The sequence below is a fragment of the Sphingomonas sp. AC411 genome, from assembly GCF_979253035.1.
In genome coordinates, this window is sequence record NZ_CEEDAQ010000001.1 from 1,445,355 (window position 1) to 1,459,398 (window position 14,044).

Here is a 14,044-nt window from a genome sequence, read left to right on the forward strand (position 1 = left end):
AGGACGTTTTCATGCTTCCCAATCGAACTTCAGCGATTATCCTCGGCGGCGCGCTGACCGCGATCGGCGCAGTCCCCGCACGCGCGCAGGACCAGCCCGCCGATCTCTACCGCGATACCGTGACGGTCGGTGCGGGGTCGCGGTGCTACCCGATTACGAAGGCTCCAACGACTACCGGATCACTCCCGTCCCCGCCGCGATCGGCGCGATCAAGGGCTATGGCTTCGTCCTCGCGGGCAACCAGTTGAGCGTCGACGTGATCAAGGACAGGCCCGGTCCGGTCTGGGATTTCCAGGCGGGCCCGATCGCGCAGCTCAATTTCAACCGCAGTTCGCCCGGCAGCATCGACGACCTGCGCGTCCGCGCGCTCGGCAAGCGCGCCATCGCGGTCGAACTCGGCGGTTATGTCGGCATCGGCAAAACCGGCGTGCTGACCAGCCCGTACGACAAGCTGTCGGTCACGCTCGGCTATCGCCACGACGTCGGCGGGGTCCACGACAGCGGCATCTGGAACCCGAGCATCACCTATTTCACGCCGCTGTCGCGCAAAGCCGCGATCGGCCTGTTCGCCTCCGCCGACATCGTCGAACGCGGCTATGCGTAGACCTATTACTCCGTCTCGGCGGCGCAGAGCACGGCGAGCGGGCTACCGGAATATACCGCCGGCGCCGGCCTCAAGAGCTGGACGCTCGGCGCGATCGGCAGCTATTCGCTCACCGGTGACCTCCTGCACGGCGTCAAGATCGTCGGCGGAGGCACCTATGGCCGCATGGAAGGCGACACAGCCCGCAGCCCGCTCGTCACGATCGCCGGATCACGCGACCAGTGGCTGGGGACGCTCGGACTGGCGTACACGTTCTGACGTCCAAAGCGGCAAAATCGGAGGAATCTGCGGTTTCGGCTGTGCACATCGCCTATCCGGACGTCTATCTACCATGATGAAGCGCACGCGACCTGCAGGTGTCATGCCGGAGCACGACCTGTCGGCGCTGATGGAGCGCATGCGTCCGGCGCTGATGGCGTTCTTCGTCCGGCGTCTGAGCGATCCCGTGCAGGCGGAGGATCTCATCCAGGATCTCTTTATCCGCATGGCGACCATGACCGGCCCGGCGACGAACAATCCCGAAGGCTATATCTTCCAGGCCGCCGCCAATCTGCTGCGCGACAATTATCGGCGCGAGGCCACGCGCTCGCGCTATCTGCAATCGCGCGCGGGCGATCCCGACCTTGCCATCGACCCGATCGACGCCGAGCGCTTGCTGTCGGCGCGGCAGAGCGTCGGGTGCGTCGCGCGGACGCTGGGCGGACTGCCCGACCGCACCCGCCAGATCTTCATCCTCTACCGGCTGGAGGGCATGCAGCGGAAGGCGATCGGCGATGCGTTCGGCATCTCGGTCAGCGCGGTCGAAAAACATATCGCGAGCGCGATGCGGGCGTTGCTCGCGGACATGGGAGCCTCGCAATGACCGCGCCCCGCTCGGACGAGGACATGGTCGTCGAATGGTGCCTGCGCTTGAGCGACGGCAGCATGTCGCAGCACGATCGCGAGCGACTGCACGACTGGCTGGCCGGCGACGCGACCCGTGGCGAGCGGCTAGGCGCTGCGCTCGCGGTGTGGGACACGGTCGAGGCGGACGCCGACGCACCCGAGATGCTGGCGCTGCGACGCGAGGCGCTCGGTGCGGTCCACCGCGCCGGACAGCGCCGCTGGCTGCGCACGACGTTCGTGTCCCCGCCCGTCCTGTGGGCGATCGCCGCGGCATTGGTGCTGACGCTGGCGCTCGGGTCGCTGCTGTGGCGGCAGGACGGGCGCGACGAATATCGCACCGCGATCGGCGAACGGCGCGTCATCGCGCTGGCCGATGGCTCGCGCCTGTCGCTGGATGCCGACAGCGTGGTCACGGTTGCGTTCACCGCGCAACGCCGCAACGTCGTCCTCGAACGGGGCCGCGCGCGCTTCAAGGTCGCGAAGGACCCGCTGCGCCCGTTCGCGGTACGGAGCGGCCGCAACATGATCGTCGCGACCGGAACGGAATTCTCGGTCGAACGGCTCAGCCGCGAGGTGCGGGTCGCGCTGTTCGAAGGACGGGTCGCGGTGCTGCGCGATACGCCGCAGGGCCAGACGAGCGAGATCGTCCGGCGCGATGGGCGTAGCGTCACCGCGGAGCGCGCGCTGACGCCCGGCTATGAAATCGGCCTGCCGGTGGCGGGCACGATCGGGTCGATCGGTCCGGTGATCGGCCCGATGGGCGGCGGCGAGGGGGCGGCGGCGAGGGCTGGGGTGCAGAACAGATCAGCTTCACGTCCGAGACGCTCGGCACCGCCGCCGAGCGGATGAACCGCTATGCCGAACGCCGCCGGGTCACCGTCGATCCCGGCGTCGCGGACGTTCGGATCAGCGGGGTCTTCAACGTCGGCGATGTCGATGCGTTCGCGCAGGCCATCGCCGCGACCTTCCCCGTCGATGCCACCGTCGCCGATGCGGAAATCCGGCTCAGTCGACGTCGATAATACCGGTTGGAGGCCAAAATAACATCAATTGAAGATAATCACGGTAATTTGCTGAGCATCTCACGGTCCCATGCGTCATAAAAGTATAACATGACGAGGGGGCGGTTGATGACTGTGACGAAGCGCATGATTCTCGGTGCAAGCTGCGCGGCTATCGCGACGATGATGACGATCACGTCGGCGCAGGCGCAGGCGCCGCAAGGCCAGCGGGTGGTCCGCATCGATATCAAGGCACAGCCGCTGGGTACCGCGCTGCGGTTGCTCGGTCGTCAGATGCATGTGCAGATGGTGTTCGACGAAGCGACACTCGGTGGTCGCGTTGCCCCTTCCGTCAACGGTGCGATGACGGCGGACGCGGCGATCGGCCGCTTGCTCCAGGGCAGCGGCCTCACGATGTCGCGGACCGGCCAGGGGTGTATGTGATCACCCGCCCCGCCGCGCTCACCCGGGTCGCGATGACGGTGCCGGGAACCGCCCAGGATCGCGCGGCGGCCGATACCGACGTCGACACCGCCCCCACGCCCCCGCCCGGCGGCGACATCGTCGTGACCGGGTCGCGCATCCGGTCGAAGAACCTCGTCGAGACCGCACCGGTGACCAGCGTCACGCAGGCCGACATCAAGCTGCAGGCAGCGTTCAGCGTGCAGGAGGTGCTGAACCGCGTCCCCGCGATCAAGAACAGCGATACCAATTTGTCGAACGGCAACGGACGCCAGCAATTCGATTTCCACGGGCTCGGCACCAACCGGACGCTCACGCTGATCGACGGCCAGCGGATCGGCGTCACCGAAGGCATCGACGCCTCCGTCGTGCCGGTCGGGTTGATCGAGCGCGTCGACCTGCTGACCGGCGGGGCGTCCGCGGTCTATGGCTCGGATGCGATCGGCGGGGTCGTGAACTTCATCCTCCGCAAGGACTTCGAAGGGGTCAACGCGAACGTCAACTACGGCTTCTACAACGCCGACAACCGCGACAACATCGCCGCGCAGGCAGCGCGCGATTCGGGGTTTGCGGTCCCCAGCGGCATGACCAACGATGGCGGCCGCTTCGACGCCAATATCAGCATGGGCAAGAACTTCGCTGGCGGCCGGGGGAATATCTCGGTCTTCGGTGCGTACAGCCAGACCGAACCCGTGCTCGCGTCGTCGCGCTCGTTCTCGGTCTGCCCGATCACCTTGTCGGGCCAGACCGTGGTCTGCGCATCGCCGTCGTCCGCCACCTCGGCGGGCTATTTCCAGGCGCTTTCGGGGCCGGCGCAGAATGGCAGCATCCTGACCAACGCGGCCGACGGCGGCCGCGAATTCGTGCCGTTCACGGGTACGAACGGCTACAATTACAACGACAGCTTCTATTTCCAGCGGCAGAACAAGCGCTACAATGGCGCGACCTTCCTGAACTACGAAGTCTCGAAGGCGATCCAGCTTTACGCGAACGGGCTGTACCTGCGGTCCGAATCGCAGAGCCAGTCGGATCCCGCGACCATCCAGCCCGGATCGACCCCGTACGACATCAACTGCAACAACCCCTCCTGTCCGCGCAACAGGCGGGCGCGTTGTGCGGATCGGCGGCCGGCACCAGCACGAACGTCCGCACCGACGTGCGCTACCGCTTCACCGAACCGCAGACGACGCGGTCGTCGAACGAGATCTATCGCGCGGTGGCGGGCGTTCGCGGCGATCTCGGCAGCGCCTGGCATTACGATGTCGGCGGGGTCTATTCGACCACGCTGTACCGCCAGCAGCAGACCGGCCGGATCGACCCGACCAAGGTCGCCAACGCACTCCAGGTGGTCGACGTCAACGGCACGCCGACCTGCGTCTCGGCCGTCAACGGAACCGACCCGAACTGTGTCCCGCTTGACATCTTCTCGACCACCGGGCCGAGTGAGTCGGCGGTGAATTACCTGTCCTATGCGGAGGGCGGCGGCGTGTTCCGTGAACGCTATGAGCAATGGGTCGGCAATGCGAACGTCACCGGCGATCTCGGCGATTACGGCCTGAAAAGCCCGTTCTCGACCAAGGGCATCAACGTCGCGGTCGGCGGCGAATACCGCAAGAATACCTACCGCTCGCGCCCCGATGCGGCGTACCAGGCCGCCTTCGGCTCAACGCCGACGACCCTGTCGAACGAAGCCGCCGACCTGTACGGCGAGATCAACGTGCCGCTGGTCAGCGACAAGCCGTTCATCCGCGACCTGAGCGTCGGTGCGGCGATCCGTGGCTCGAAGTATTCGGGCATCGCGAAGGCGCAGTCGACCTACAAGATCGACGGCAGCTGGCGCCCGGTCGAGGACATCCTGTTCCGCGCGAGCTGCAACAAGGCGACCCGCGCACCGAGCATCTACGAGCTCTCGTCCAACGCCAACACGAGTTACGGCACGCTCGATACGAACACGCTCGGTGATCCCTGTGCGGGGACCAGCCCGGTCGCGAGCCGCGAGATCTGCGCAAGCACCGGCGTGACCGACGCGCAATATGGTTCGATCGCGCAATGTCCCGACTTCCTGTGCACCGTGCGCAACGGCTCGGAGGGGCTGGTGACGCCGGAGGTCGCGCATACCTACACCTATGGCCTGGTCCTGACGCCGCGGATGCTGCGCGGTTTCTCCGCCACCGCAGATTATTACAGCATCGAGATCCAGAACGGCATCGGCTATTACCGGGCGATCGACTTCCTGCAGACCTGCGCCAACACCGGCTATGAATTCTTCTGCAGCCAGCTGAAGCGCAACGCGGACGGGACGCTGTTCAGCAATGCCGGCTCGGCAACGGGCTACATCAACCAGGGGTATAGCAACCTCGGCCGAACCAACGCGCGCGGCTTCAATTTCTCCGCGAACTACGACACGCGCCTGGGCAATTGGGCACGGTTCTCGACCAGCTACACCTCCACGTTGCAGACCGCGAAGGGCGGCGATCTTGGCCTGCCCGATACCGACTATAACGTGGTCGGGCTGTTTGGCCCCTATGCCGGCCAGGGCTATCGCAGCTACCAGCATAATTTCCGGTTCACGCTGAGCTCGCCCGAGTCCGCGCAGACGCAGGGGCTGATTTCAGTCAACTGGCGCCATAATTCGGGGCTCAAGAACTCGCGCCTCGCCGGCAATCCGATCTTCGGCGAGGACGATCCGACCGTGCCGGACGAGTACAAGTACCTGCCCGCCTATGACGTCTTCGATCTCAGCGGCAGCGTGACGATATCGCGCGCGCTGACGCTGCGGGTGGTGGTGAACAATGTGCTGAACCGGGCGGCGCCGGTCCGCCCCAGCCCACCGCTCGAGGCGGCCGAACGCGTCAACACCTCGCCATCGGTCTACGACGCGCTCGGGCGGTCGATCAGCGTCGGGGCGACGGTCGATTTCTGAGGTCGGCACCAAGTCTCCCGCGTCCGGCCGCGTATCGCGTCGCGCCGTGCTGGCCGGGGGCACCGGATCGGTGGTCGCCGGCCTGCTCGCCGGAGTGGGCGATGCCGGTGCGGCCGAGCCCGGGGCAGACGCACGCCACCGAATCACTGCGGATCAGCCCGCCACCGAGTGGTTGCTCGGCCATCCGGTCGGGAATGGGCAATTGGGCGCGATGATGGGCGGCGGGGTCGCGCGCGACGTTCTTTCGCTCAACCACGACACGTTGTGGAGCGGACAGCCCGCCGGCAGCCCCGACCAAGACGGGCGCGAAGCGCTCGCGGCGGTTCGTCAGGCCGTTTTCGCAGGCGACCCGGTAGGCGCCGACCGGCTCAGCAAATCGCTCCAGGGACCGTTCAGCGCCAGCTACGCGCCGATGGCGGATCTCGAACTCGAGATGGATCATGCCGACGCCCCGCAGGCGTATCGACGCGCGCTCGATCTCGATCGCGCGATCGCCTCCGTCGGCTATCGCTGTGGCGACGTCACGTTCAGCCGGGAGCTGTTCGTCTCGCATCCCGACGCGGTGATCGTCCTGCGCCTGACCGCGGATCGTCGGGGGATGATCAACGGCCGCCTCAAGCTGACCAGCAAACTGCGCGCAACCGCGAAAGCGGACAGCAACCGGATCACATTGGTCGGCAAGGCGCCAACGCTGAGCGAACCCAATTACCGCAACGTCCCCGACCCTGTTCGATACTCGGATGCGCCGGGCCACGGCATGGCGTTCGCGACGATCCTGTCGGTCGAGACCGATGGCGGCGACGTCACCGCGTCGGACGGCGCGCTGCGTATCCGCGGCGCCACCGCGGTGATCGTCAGGATCGCCGCCGCCACCGGGTTCCGCCGCTTCGACCTGATGCCGGACACGCCCGTCGAGATCGTCCGTGCATCGGCCGAGCGCGTTCTCGCGGCCGGCACGCGTCATGCCTACAAGACGCTGCTCAGCCGTCACGTTGCCGATCACCAAGCGCTTTATCGCCGCGCCTCGCTCGAACTGCACGGGGCGGCCGGCGACCGCGATACTCCGCGCGCGGAGCGTCTGTTCCAGCTTGGCCGCTATCTCCTGATCGCCAGTTCGCGTACCCACACCATGCCCGCGAACCTTCAGGGCGTGTGGAATACCGAATTGCGCCCACCCTGGAGCGCGAACTACACCACCAACATCAATCTCCAGATGAACTATTGGCCGGCGGAGAGTTGCAATCTCGCGGACTGCCATCTGCCGCTGATCGACCATATCGAGCGGCTGGCCGTCACCGGCACGCAGACCGCCCGATCGCTTTACGGGATGCCCGGCTGGTGCGTGCATCACAACAGCGATCTGTGGGCGATGAGCAATCCGGTCGGTGCAGGTGTCGGCGATCCCAATTGGGCGAACTGGCCGATGGCGGGGCCGTGGCTGGTGCAGCACGTCTGGGAGCATTACCGCTTCGGCGGCGACCGCGCGTTCCTGAGGGCACGCGGCTTCCCGCTGATGCGCAGTTGTGCCGAATTCTGTGCGGCCTGGCTCGTCCGCGATCCCCGCAGCGGCCATTTGACCACCGCACCGTCGATCTCGCCCGAGAACCTGTTCCTGACCGCGAGCGGCAAGTCGGCGGCGATCTCGGCAGGCTGCACGATGGACCTCGCGCTGATCCGCGAGCTGTTCGCCAACTGCATCGCGGCGATGGTGGTGATCGGCGATGTCGACGGGCTCAGCGCCCGCCTCACGGGATTGCTAGAACAGCTCGAACCCTACCGGGTCGGTCGCTACGGCCAGCTTCAGGAATGGTCCGCGGATTTTCCCGAGCAGGATTCCGGGCATCGCCACATCTCGCATCTCTATCCGCTGTATCCGGGCGATGCGATCGACCCGGTCCGGACGCCGCGGCTCGCGCAGGCCGTCCGTGCCTCGATGGCACGCCGGGAGGCGCATGGCGGGGCCAGCACCGGCTGGAGCCGCGCCTGGGCGACCGCGGTGTGGGCCAGACTCGGCGACGGCGCGCAGGCTGGGCGGTCGCTCTCCGCCTTCATCGCCAACAGCGTGGCGGCCAATCTGCTCGACACCCACCCGGCGCAACCGCGCCCGGTATTCCAGATCGACGGCAATCTGGGCATCACCGCCGCGATCGCCGAGATGCTGCTGCAAAGCCGCGAGACGGAGATCGCGCTGCTGCCCGCGCTCCCGCCGCAATGGACCTCGGGCCGCGTCGCCGGGCTTCGCGCGCGCGGGCGTCACGAGGTCGCGATCAGCTGGAGCGGCCTGCACGTCGACGCGACCGTGATCGCCGGGGGAGCGCCTGACGATCCGGATGCCGCCTGGCTTCGAACCGGTGACGATATCGCAACAGGGCAAGGCCATCCGGCTCGAACGGGACCGGCATGCGATCACGTTCGCGACCACGCCGGGCCGCCCCTACCGCATCGCGCTACGCAGGCGCTCCGACGCAGCATGACCCAAGATTTTCCAGGAGCCGCCATGTCGATCATCACCCGCCGCAAGATGCTGGCCTCGGGGTTCGCATCGGGTCTGGCCTCGATCGGCACGTCGGGGGCGTGGGCCGGCAAACCCGCGGCCGGGTCGGCACCGGCGCCCTGGGGAGCAACCCCTCCCGCGCCAGCTCGCCTGGCATGCGCGCGAGCAATATGCCTTCGTCCACTTCTCGATCAACACTTTCACCGATCGCGAATGGGGCTATGGCGACGAGGATCCCAAGCTGTTCGCGCCGACCGACTTCTCGGCGGACCAGATCGTCGGCGCGGCCAAGGCGGGTGGCCTGCGCGGGATCGTCCTGACCGCCAAGCATCATGACGGCTTCTGCCTGTGGCCGACGATGCTGACCGAGCATTGCGTGCGCAACAGCCCGTTCCGCAATGGCAAGGGTGACATCGTCCGCGAATTCGAACAGGCGGCGCGGCGGGCGGGACTCGACTTCGCGATCTACCTGTCGCCGTGGGATCGCAATCACGCGGACTATGGCCGACCCGCCTATCTCGATTACTATCGCAAGCAGATCGTAGAGCTCTGCACGCGCTATGGCACGCTGTTCGAGTTCTGGTTCGACGGCGCCAATGGCGGCGACGGCTATTATGGCGGCGCGCGCGAAACGCGGAAGATCGATTCCGAGACCTATTACGACTGGCCGTCGATCTTCGCGCTGGTCCACAAGCATCAGCCGATGGCCTGCACGTTCGAGCCACTCGGCTCCGACGCACGCTGGGTCGGCAACGAGGACGGGGTCGCCGGCGATCCGTGCTGGCCGACCATGGCCGATCACAAGCCGACCCAGGCGGAGGGCAATGCCGGCTTGCGCGGCGGCCCGCTGTGGTGGCCCGCCGAGACCAACACCTCGATCCGGCCGGGTTGGTTCTACCACGCCGACGAGGATGCGAAGGTCAAGGATCCCCAGCGGATGCTCAAGCTGTTCGACGAATCGATCGCGCGTGGGACCAATCTGATCCTGAACCTGCCACCCGACCGACGCGGTCGCCTTGCCGATCCGGACGTCGCGGTGCTGCAATCCTTCGGTGCGGCGCAGCGCGCGACGTTCGCGAAGAATCTCGCCGACCGCGCGGTCGCCTCGGCCGATCACGTCCGCGGGTCGGGCTTTGCCGCGCGGAACGTGCTCGACGACGATCCCAAGAGCTATTGGTCGTCGCCCGATGCCATCCACACGCCCAGCCTCGTGCTGGACCTGCCGCCCGGCACCAGCTTCGATCTCGTGCGTATCCGCGAGTTCCTGCCGCTCGGCGTGCGCGTGGACCGGTTTGCGATCGACATCGATTCCGGCGCGGGATGGTCGGAAGTCGCGCGCGGCGAATGCATTGCCGCGCAGCGCGTCGTCCGCCTGCCGACTCCCGTGGTCGCACGACGGCTGCGCCTCCGGATCGTCGCGGCCCAGGCATGCCCGGCGATCAGCGAAGTTGCGCTGTTCCGACAGGTCGCCCCGGTTGCCGTTAAACTACCCGAAGGCCGTGCGCGCGACGTGCTGCCGTCCTCCGACCTCTCGATCGTCGCCGCGACGGGGTCTGGCGCCGAGGCCTTGATCGACAATGATCCGGGCAGCGTCTGGCAGGTTCCGGTCGCCGCCGCCTCGGGGACGGCGACAGTCACGATCAAGCTCGCCAGGCCGCAACGACTGGCAGGCTTCATCCTCACCCCGTCGCGCGCCGTGAACACGGACAGCGCGCCACCGAAGCGGTTCGTCGTGGAAACCAGCGTTGACGGTACAGCGTGGAGCAAAGCCGCGTCCGACGAATTCTCGAACATCGCCAACGCGCTATCGCCGCAACGCATCCTGTTCGGCACCAAGACGGACGCGGGCTATGTACGGATGACGTTCGTCGGCCTGGCGGCGCCGAAAAATCATATGGCGATCGCCGGCATCGACCTGTTTGGATAGAGGCTCGGACTGACGACTTAGCCTCGCCCGCACTGCACGACCACGACCACGTGGTGATCGTTCGTCGAAGGTTATCACGACCTGGTGACGGTCAGCGTTGCTTCGAGGCCCCCGTCCGGGTGGTTGTCGAGCGACAATATCGCCCCGGTCGCGGCCGCTTGCGCGCGCGCGATGGTGAGGCCGATCCCGGTGCCGTCCGCGCTTGATCGCGACGTGTCCGCGCGGACGAACGGGTCGAAGGCATGCGCCAGCATCGTCTCCGTCATCCCGAGACCGTGATCGCGGACGGTTATGATCACGACCTTCCGCGCGCGACGGGCCGCGATCTCGGCATTGCCACCATATTTGATCGCATTGTCGATCAAGTTCGACAGGCAGCGGTTAAGCGAATCGGGACGCGCTCGCACCAGGCTGCCGCAGCCCTGCGTGAAGCAGACGGCATGGCCGAATTCGGCGGCATCGTCCGCAAGGCTCGACAATAGCGAGTCGATATCGACGGAGGACCAATCCTCGCCGCTTTCGCCGCTCCGCGCGAGATCCAGGCCGCGCTTCACCATCGACAGCGTCGCCGACAGATCCGCGACCAGGCGTTCGCGAAGGGCCTCGTCCTCGACCTGTTCGAGACGGAGACGGAGGCGGGTCAGCGGGGTCTGGAGATCGTGGCTGATCGCCGCGAGGATGCGGGTCCGCTCGCGCAGGCCCGCCCTCACCCGTTCCTGCATGAGATTGAAGGTGGCGAGCGCCGCGCGAACGTCGCTCGGGCCCCGTTCCGTCACGGGCTCCGCGTCGATCGACCGGGCGAACGCTTCGGCCGCGGCGGACAAGCGCCAGAGCGGCGCTGTAGCGACGCGTGCGACGATCAGCGAGAGGATGAACGCCGCAGTGAAGACCAGCAGCAGGAACCGCCAATCCGTCGTCCAGCTGGGTGGCGCGGGCAGATGAGGCAAAGCCAGCGCGATCGCGACCGGACGTCCCTGCACGCGCACCGCCAGAAGCCAGCAATCCGGCGCCAGGGGTGCATCGAACCCCGCCGCCCGGGGCCGCGTCCAGAACGGGTCGCCGCCCAGGCAGGCCATGCCGGACACGCGGGCGATCGTGGGTCGTGATGCCGGCGTCGCCCGCATGGCCAGCTTCCGGGTCATCTCGTCGTCGGGGTTGCGATCGGGATCGACGCGCCTTGTAGCAGTTGCGCACCGATCAGACGACCGTCGCGCAGGTTCGCGATCATGCCGTCCGGGGCATGGTTCAGTCGCTTGATCACATCGAGCGCACTGGCCACCACGCGTTCTTCGCGACCGCGATCATATTCCGCCTGCCGGCCTCGCTCGGCGATCAGGATCGACGCGACCAAGGCGATCACCACGCCGGTCGCCAGCGTCAACGCCATACGCCCGGTCAGCGTGCCGAAGAACCGAACGCCGCGCGCGAGCCACGGCGTCATGCGAAGGTCACGGTTGCGGCCAGCATATAACCTTGGCCGCGAACGGTGAGGATCAAGTCCTCGCCGTCGGGGCTGAGCTTCTGGCGCAACCGGCTGATCTGGTTGTCGATCGTCCGATCGTGCGCGGCGGTCGCGGCCCGCGCCGGTATCAGCGCCTCGCGAGACAGCGGACGACCGACCGACTGGACGAGGCGGGACAGCATGTCGAATTCGGCGGTGGACAGCATCACCACGCTGTCGCCCGGCGCCAGCAGCCGGCGCTTGATCAGGTCGAGCCGCCATCGCCCGAACGCGGCGAAGCGGACCGGTGCGCCCGCACCTGTTTCGCGCGCGCCACGTCTGAGCAGGTTGCGGATTCGGGCGGTCAGCTCGCGCGGTTCGAACGGCTTGGTGAGATAGTCGTCGGCGCCCAGTTCCAGCCCCAGCACCCGGTCGATCGCGCTGTCGCGGGCGGTGACCATGATGATCGCCCCCGCATAGCCCTCGCTTCGCAGTTCGCGACACAGGGTCAGACCGTCGCCGTCGGGCAAACCGAGATCCAGCACGATCAGATCGACGACGCCTGCCGCGAGCGTCGCGCGGATACCGGACACGTCGCCCGCCGCGCTGAGCGCATAGCCCTCGCGCATCAACTGCGCGGTCACGAGATCGCGGATGTCGGCGTCGTCATCGGCGATCAGGAGATGAGGGCGGTCGACAGTCCCAGTCGCAATCTCAGTCATCATGGTCCCAGATGTTCGGGCCGCAGGTCGCGGACGCGGCAGGAGCATAGGTCAGCGCCCGGCGGATGCACAGCACGGCAAGCCGCCAATGCGCGTCCCGCGCGACGTCGGAATGCGCGTCCCGCGCTATGTCGGAATGCGCGGCGAGCAACTGCGCCGTCTCGTCACACGACCGTTTCGACCAATAGCGAAACTCTTCGTCGGCCGTTTTGGGCGGAGGGCTTCGGTTCGTCACAGCGAATCGTCCGAACCGATCGCCTCGTACAGCGTCACGCGGTTGGTCAGATCGGTCAGGTCGGCGGCGATCGCGGTCTGACGAGCCGAATACAGCGTCCGCTGCGCGACGAGCGCGGTGAGGAAGCTGTCGGTGCCTTCACGGTACTGCGCCTCACTGATCGAATAGCTCTTCTGCGCGGCGGCGACGAGATCCGCCTGGGCCTGTCGCTGACGCAGGATCGTACCACGTCGGGCAAGACCGTCGGCAACATCACGATAGGCCGTTTGCGCAGCCTTGCGATAGGTCGCGAGGTAATAGTCGACTTGCGCCCTCGCATAATCGAGGTTGCCACGATTGGTACCGCCAAGGATCGGTATGCTGGCCGATGGCGTCGCCGACCACGTCGATCCCGAGAAAAGGCTGGTCAACGCGGTGCTGGCCAGCCCGAGCATGCTGGTCAGCGAAATCGTCGGGAAGAACGCCGCGCGTGCCGCACCGACATTGGCGTTCGCCGATTTCAGCTGGTGCTCGGCCTCGACCACGTCGGGCCGATCGAGCAACACGCTCGACGACAACCCGGCGGGGACATTGGCGATCCCCGCATCGAGCGCGCCGAGACTGGTCGGCAACAGCGCGTCCTCGACCGACCCGCCGACGAGCAGCTCGAGCGCGTTGCGGTCCTGCGCGACCTGCGTCGTGTTCTGCGCCACGTCGGCCTGCGCCTGCGCCAGCAACGTGCGGGCATCGGCGACGTCGGCGCCGCTCACCAGCCCGGTGTCGTGCAGGTCCTCGTTCAAACGCACCGTCCGCTCGCTGCTACGCACCTGATCCTGCGACACCTGGAGCAGGTCGCGGTCTGCGGCGAGCGTCAGATACGCGGTCGCGGTTTCCGAGACGACGGTGAACCGCGTCGAGCGCGCGCCGCTGGCGGTGCTCAGATAGGTTTCGAATGCGGCTTTCGAAAGGTTCTTCTGCCGCCCGAACAGGTCGATCACGAACCCGCTGACGCCGACATCGCCGGTGAAGAGGGTCGTGGACCCCGACGATGCGGTGCCGCCACCGGTGACGGCGCGCGTGATCGTCGCTCCCGCATCGGCGGACAGCGTCGGAAGCTGCTCGGACCGCTGCACGTGATATTGCGCGCGTGCCGACGCGACATTGGCGACCGCCGCGGCGAGATCCTGGTTATGCGCGAGCGCTCGCTCGATCACCGTGCGCAGCTTGGCATCCACGACCAGCGACCGCCACGGCATCCCGGCCTTGGTCGAGGTGCCCGTCGAGGCGTAGGAAGCCCCCGATGGCCATTGCGGCGGCACCGACTCCGCGACCGAGCGGACGTAATGGGGGCAAGGTTGCAGCCGGTGAGCG

12 protein-coding genes and 3 pseudogenes are annotated in these 14,044 nt (G+C 67.0%); 10 read left to right on the forward strand and 5 right to left on the reverse strand.

Annotation, left to right across the window (positions count from 1 at the left end; all coding sequences use genetic code 11):
- Nucleotides 1-142 precede the first annotated feature (142 nt).
- From AC0IX7_RS07325 to AC0IX7_RS07370, 10 genes and pseudogenes are all read left to right on the forward strand, one after another.
- Nucleotides 143-862: pseudogene (locus tag AC0IX7_RS07325) on the forward strand (MipA/OmpV family protein).
- 73 nt (nucleotides 863-935) lie between these two features.
- Entirely contained in the window at nucleotides 936-1,466 is a 531-nt protein-coding gene (locus AC0IX7_RS07330) for an RNA polymerase sigma factor (RefSeq protein WP_471811020.1), read from the forward strand.
- Nucleotides 1,463-2,338 (forward strand): FecR family protein, encoded by an 876-nt coding sequence (locus AC0IX7_RS07335; protein WP_471811021.1) that lies wholly within the window; start codon nucleotides 1,463-1,465, stop codon nucleotides 2,336-2,338. Before AC0IX7_RS07330 ends, AC0IX7_RS07335 begins: the two co-directional genes overlap by 4 nt.
- The gene (locus tag AC0IX7_RS07340; RefSeq protein WP_471811022.1) at nucleotides 2,335-2,511 is read left to right on the forward strand and encodes a hypothetical protein; all 177 of its coding nucleotides are present in this window, start codon (nucleotides 2,335-2,337) and stop codon (nucleotides 2,509-2,511) included. The genes AC0IX7_RS07335 and AC0IX7_RS07340 overlap by 4 nt, the downstream gene beginning before the upstream one ends.
- A 108-nt stretch (nucleotides 2,512-2,619) precedes the next feature.
- Nucleotides 2,620-2,934 carry an STN domain-containing protein gene (locus tag AC0IX7_RS07345; RefSeq protein ID WP_471811023.1) on the forward strand — a complete coding sequence of 105 codons (315 nt, stop codon included), beginning with the start codon at nucleotides 2,620-2,622 and terminating at the stop codon, nucleotides 2,932-2,934.
- A gap of 32 nt (nucleotides 2,935-2,966) precedes the next feature.
- Nucleotides 2,967-3,392: pseudogene (locus AC0IX7_RS07350) on the forward strand (TonB-dependent receptor plug domain-containing protein); the annotation flags it as partial.
- Between the two features lie 776 nt (nucleotides 3,393-4,168).
- Nucleotides 4,169-5,875, forward strand: a complete 1,707-nt coding sequence (locus AC0IX7_RS07355) for a TonB-dependent receptor domain-containing protein (protein WP_471811024.1) — start codon at nucleotides 4,169-4,171, stop codon at nucleotides 5,873-5,875.
- A gap of 94 nt (nucleotides 5,876-5,969) precedes the next feature.
- The gene (locus AC0IX7_RS07360) at nucleotides 5,970-8,705 is read left to right on the forward strand and encodes a glycoside hydrolase family 95 protein (protein ID WP_471813789.1); all 2,736 of its coding nucleotides are present in this window, start codon (nucleotides 5,970-5,972) and stop codon (nucleotides 8,703-8,705) included.
- Nucleotides 8,587-9,366, forward strand: a pseudogene (locus AC0IX7_RS07365) (alpha-L-fucosidase); the annotation flags it as partial. The gene AC0IX7_RS07360 and the pseudogene AC0IX7_RS07365, both read left to right, overlap by 119 nt.
- Before the next feature lie 513 nt (nucleotides 9,367-9,879).
- Nucleotides 9,880-10,296 (forward strand): discoidin domain-containing protein, encoded by a 417-nt coding sequence (locus AC0IX7_RS07370; RefSeq protein WP_471813790.1) that lies wholly within the window; start codon nucleotides 9,880-9,882, stop codon nucleotides 10,294-10,296.
- A 74-nt stretch (nucleotides 10,297-10,370) separates the two neighbouring features.
- On the opposite strand, the gene AC0IX7_RS07375 is transcribed toward AC0IX7_RS07370, so the two are convergent.
- From AC0IX7_RS07375 to AC0IX7_RS07395, 5 genes are read right to left on the reverse strand one after another with little or no spacing between them, the layout of a single operon-like run.
- A complete protein-coding gene (locus AC0IX7_RS07375; RefSeq protein ID WP_471811025.1) occupies nucleotides 10,371-11,438 on the reverse strand; it encodes an ATP-binding protein in 1,068 nt (355 codons plus the stop codon).
- Complete coding sequence (locus AC0IX7_RS07380) at nucleotides 11,435-11,737, reverse strand: hypothetical protein (RefSeq protein ID WP_471811027.1); 303 nt, start codon at nucleotides 11,735-11,737, stop codon at nucleotides 11,435-11,437. Before AC0IX7_RS07380 ends, AC0IX7_RS07375 begins: the two co-directional genes overlap by 4 nt.
- Nucleotides 11,734-12,459, reverse strand: a complete 726-nt coding sequence (locus tag AC0IX7_RS07385) for a response regulator (protein WP_471811028.1) — start codon at nucleotides 12,457-12,459, stop codon at nucleotides 11,734-11,736. The genes AC0IX7_RS07380 and AC0IX7_RS07385 overlap by 4 nt, the downstream gene beginning before the upstream one ends.
- A complete protein-coding gene (locus AC0IX7_RS07390; RefSeq protein ID WP_471811029.1) occupies nucleotides 12,452-12,694 on the reverse strand; it encodes a hypothetical protein in 243 nt (80 codons plus the stop codon). The genes AC0IX7_RS07385 and AC0IX7_RS07390 overlap by 8 nt, the downstream gene beginning before the upstream one ends.
- On the reverse strand, nucleotides 12,691-13,992 hold the full coding sequence (locus AC0IX7_RS07395; protein WP_471811031.1) for an efflux transporter outer membrane subunit: 1,302 nt from the start codon (nucleotides 13,990-13,992) through the stop codon (nucleotides 12,691-12,693). Before AC0IX7_RS07395 ends, AC0IX7_RS07390 begins: the two co-directional genes overlap by 4 nt.
- Between the last annotated feature and the right edge of the window lie 52 nt (nucleotides 13,993-14,044).

Excerpts from the sequence above, each read along its gene's own strand:
- AC0IX7_RS07330 (WP_471811020.1), top strand. The coding sequence starts at position 936 with ATGATGAAGCGCACGCGACCTGCAGGTGTCATGCCGGAGCACGACCTG.
- AC0IX7_RS07380 (WP_471811027.1), bottom strand. The coding sequence starts at position 11,737 with ATGACGCCGTGGCTCGCGCGCGGCGTTCGGTTCTTCGGCACGCTGACC.
- AC0IX7_RS07335 (WP_471811021.1), top strand. The coding sequence starts at position 1,463 with ATGACCGCGCCCCGCTCGGACGAGGACATGGTCGTCGAATGGTGCCTG.
- AC0IX7_RS07345 (WP_471811023.1), top strand. The coding sequence starts at position 2,620 with ATGACTGTGACGAAGCGCATGATTCTCGGTGCAAGCTGCGCGGCTATC.
- AC0IX7_RS07375 (WP_471811025.1), bottom strand. The coding sequence starts at position 11,438 with ATGACCCGGAAGCTGGCCATGCGGGCGACGCCGGCATCACGACCCACG.
- AC0IX7_RS07340 (WP_471811022.1), top strand. The coding sequence starts at position 2,335 with ATGAACCGCTATGCCGAACGCCGCCGGGTCACCGTCGATCCCGGCGTC.
- AC0IX7_RS07385 (WP_471811028.1), bottom strand. The coding sequence starts at position 12,459 with ATGACTGAGATTGCGACTGGGACTGTCGACCGCCCTCATCTCCTGATC.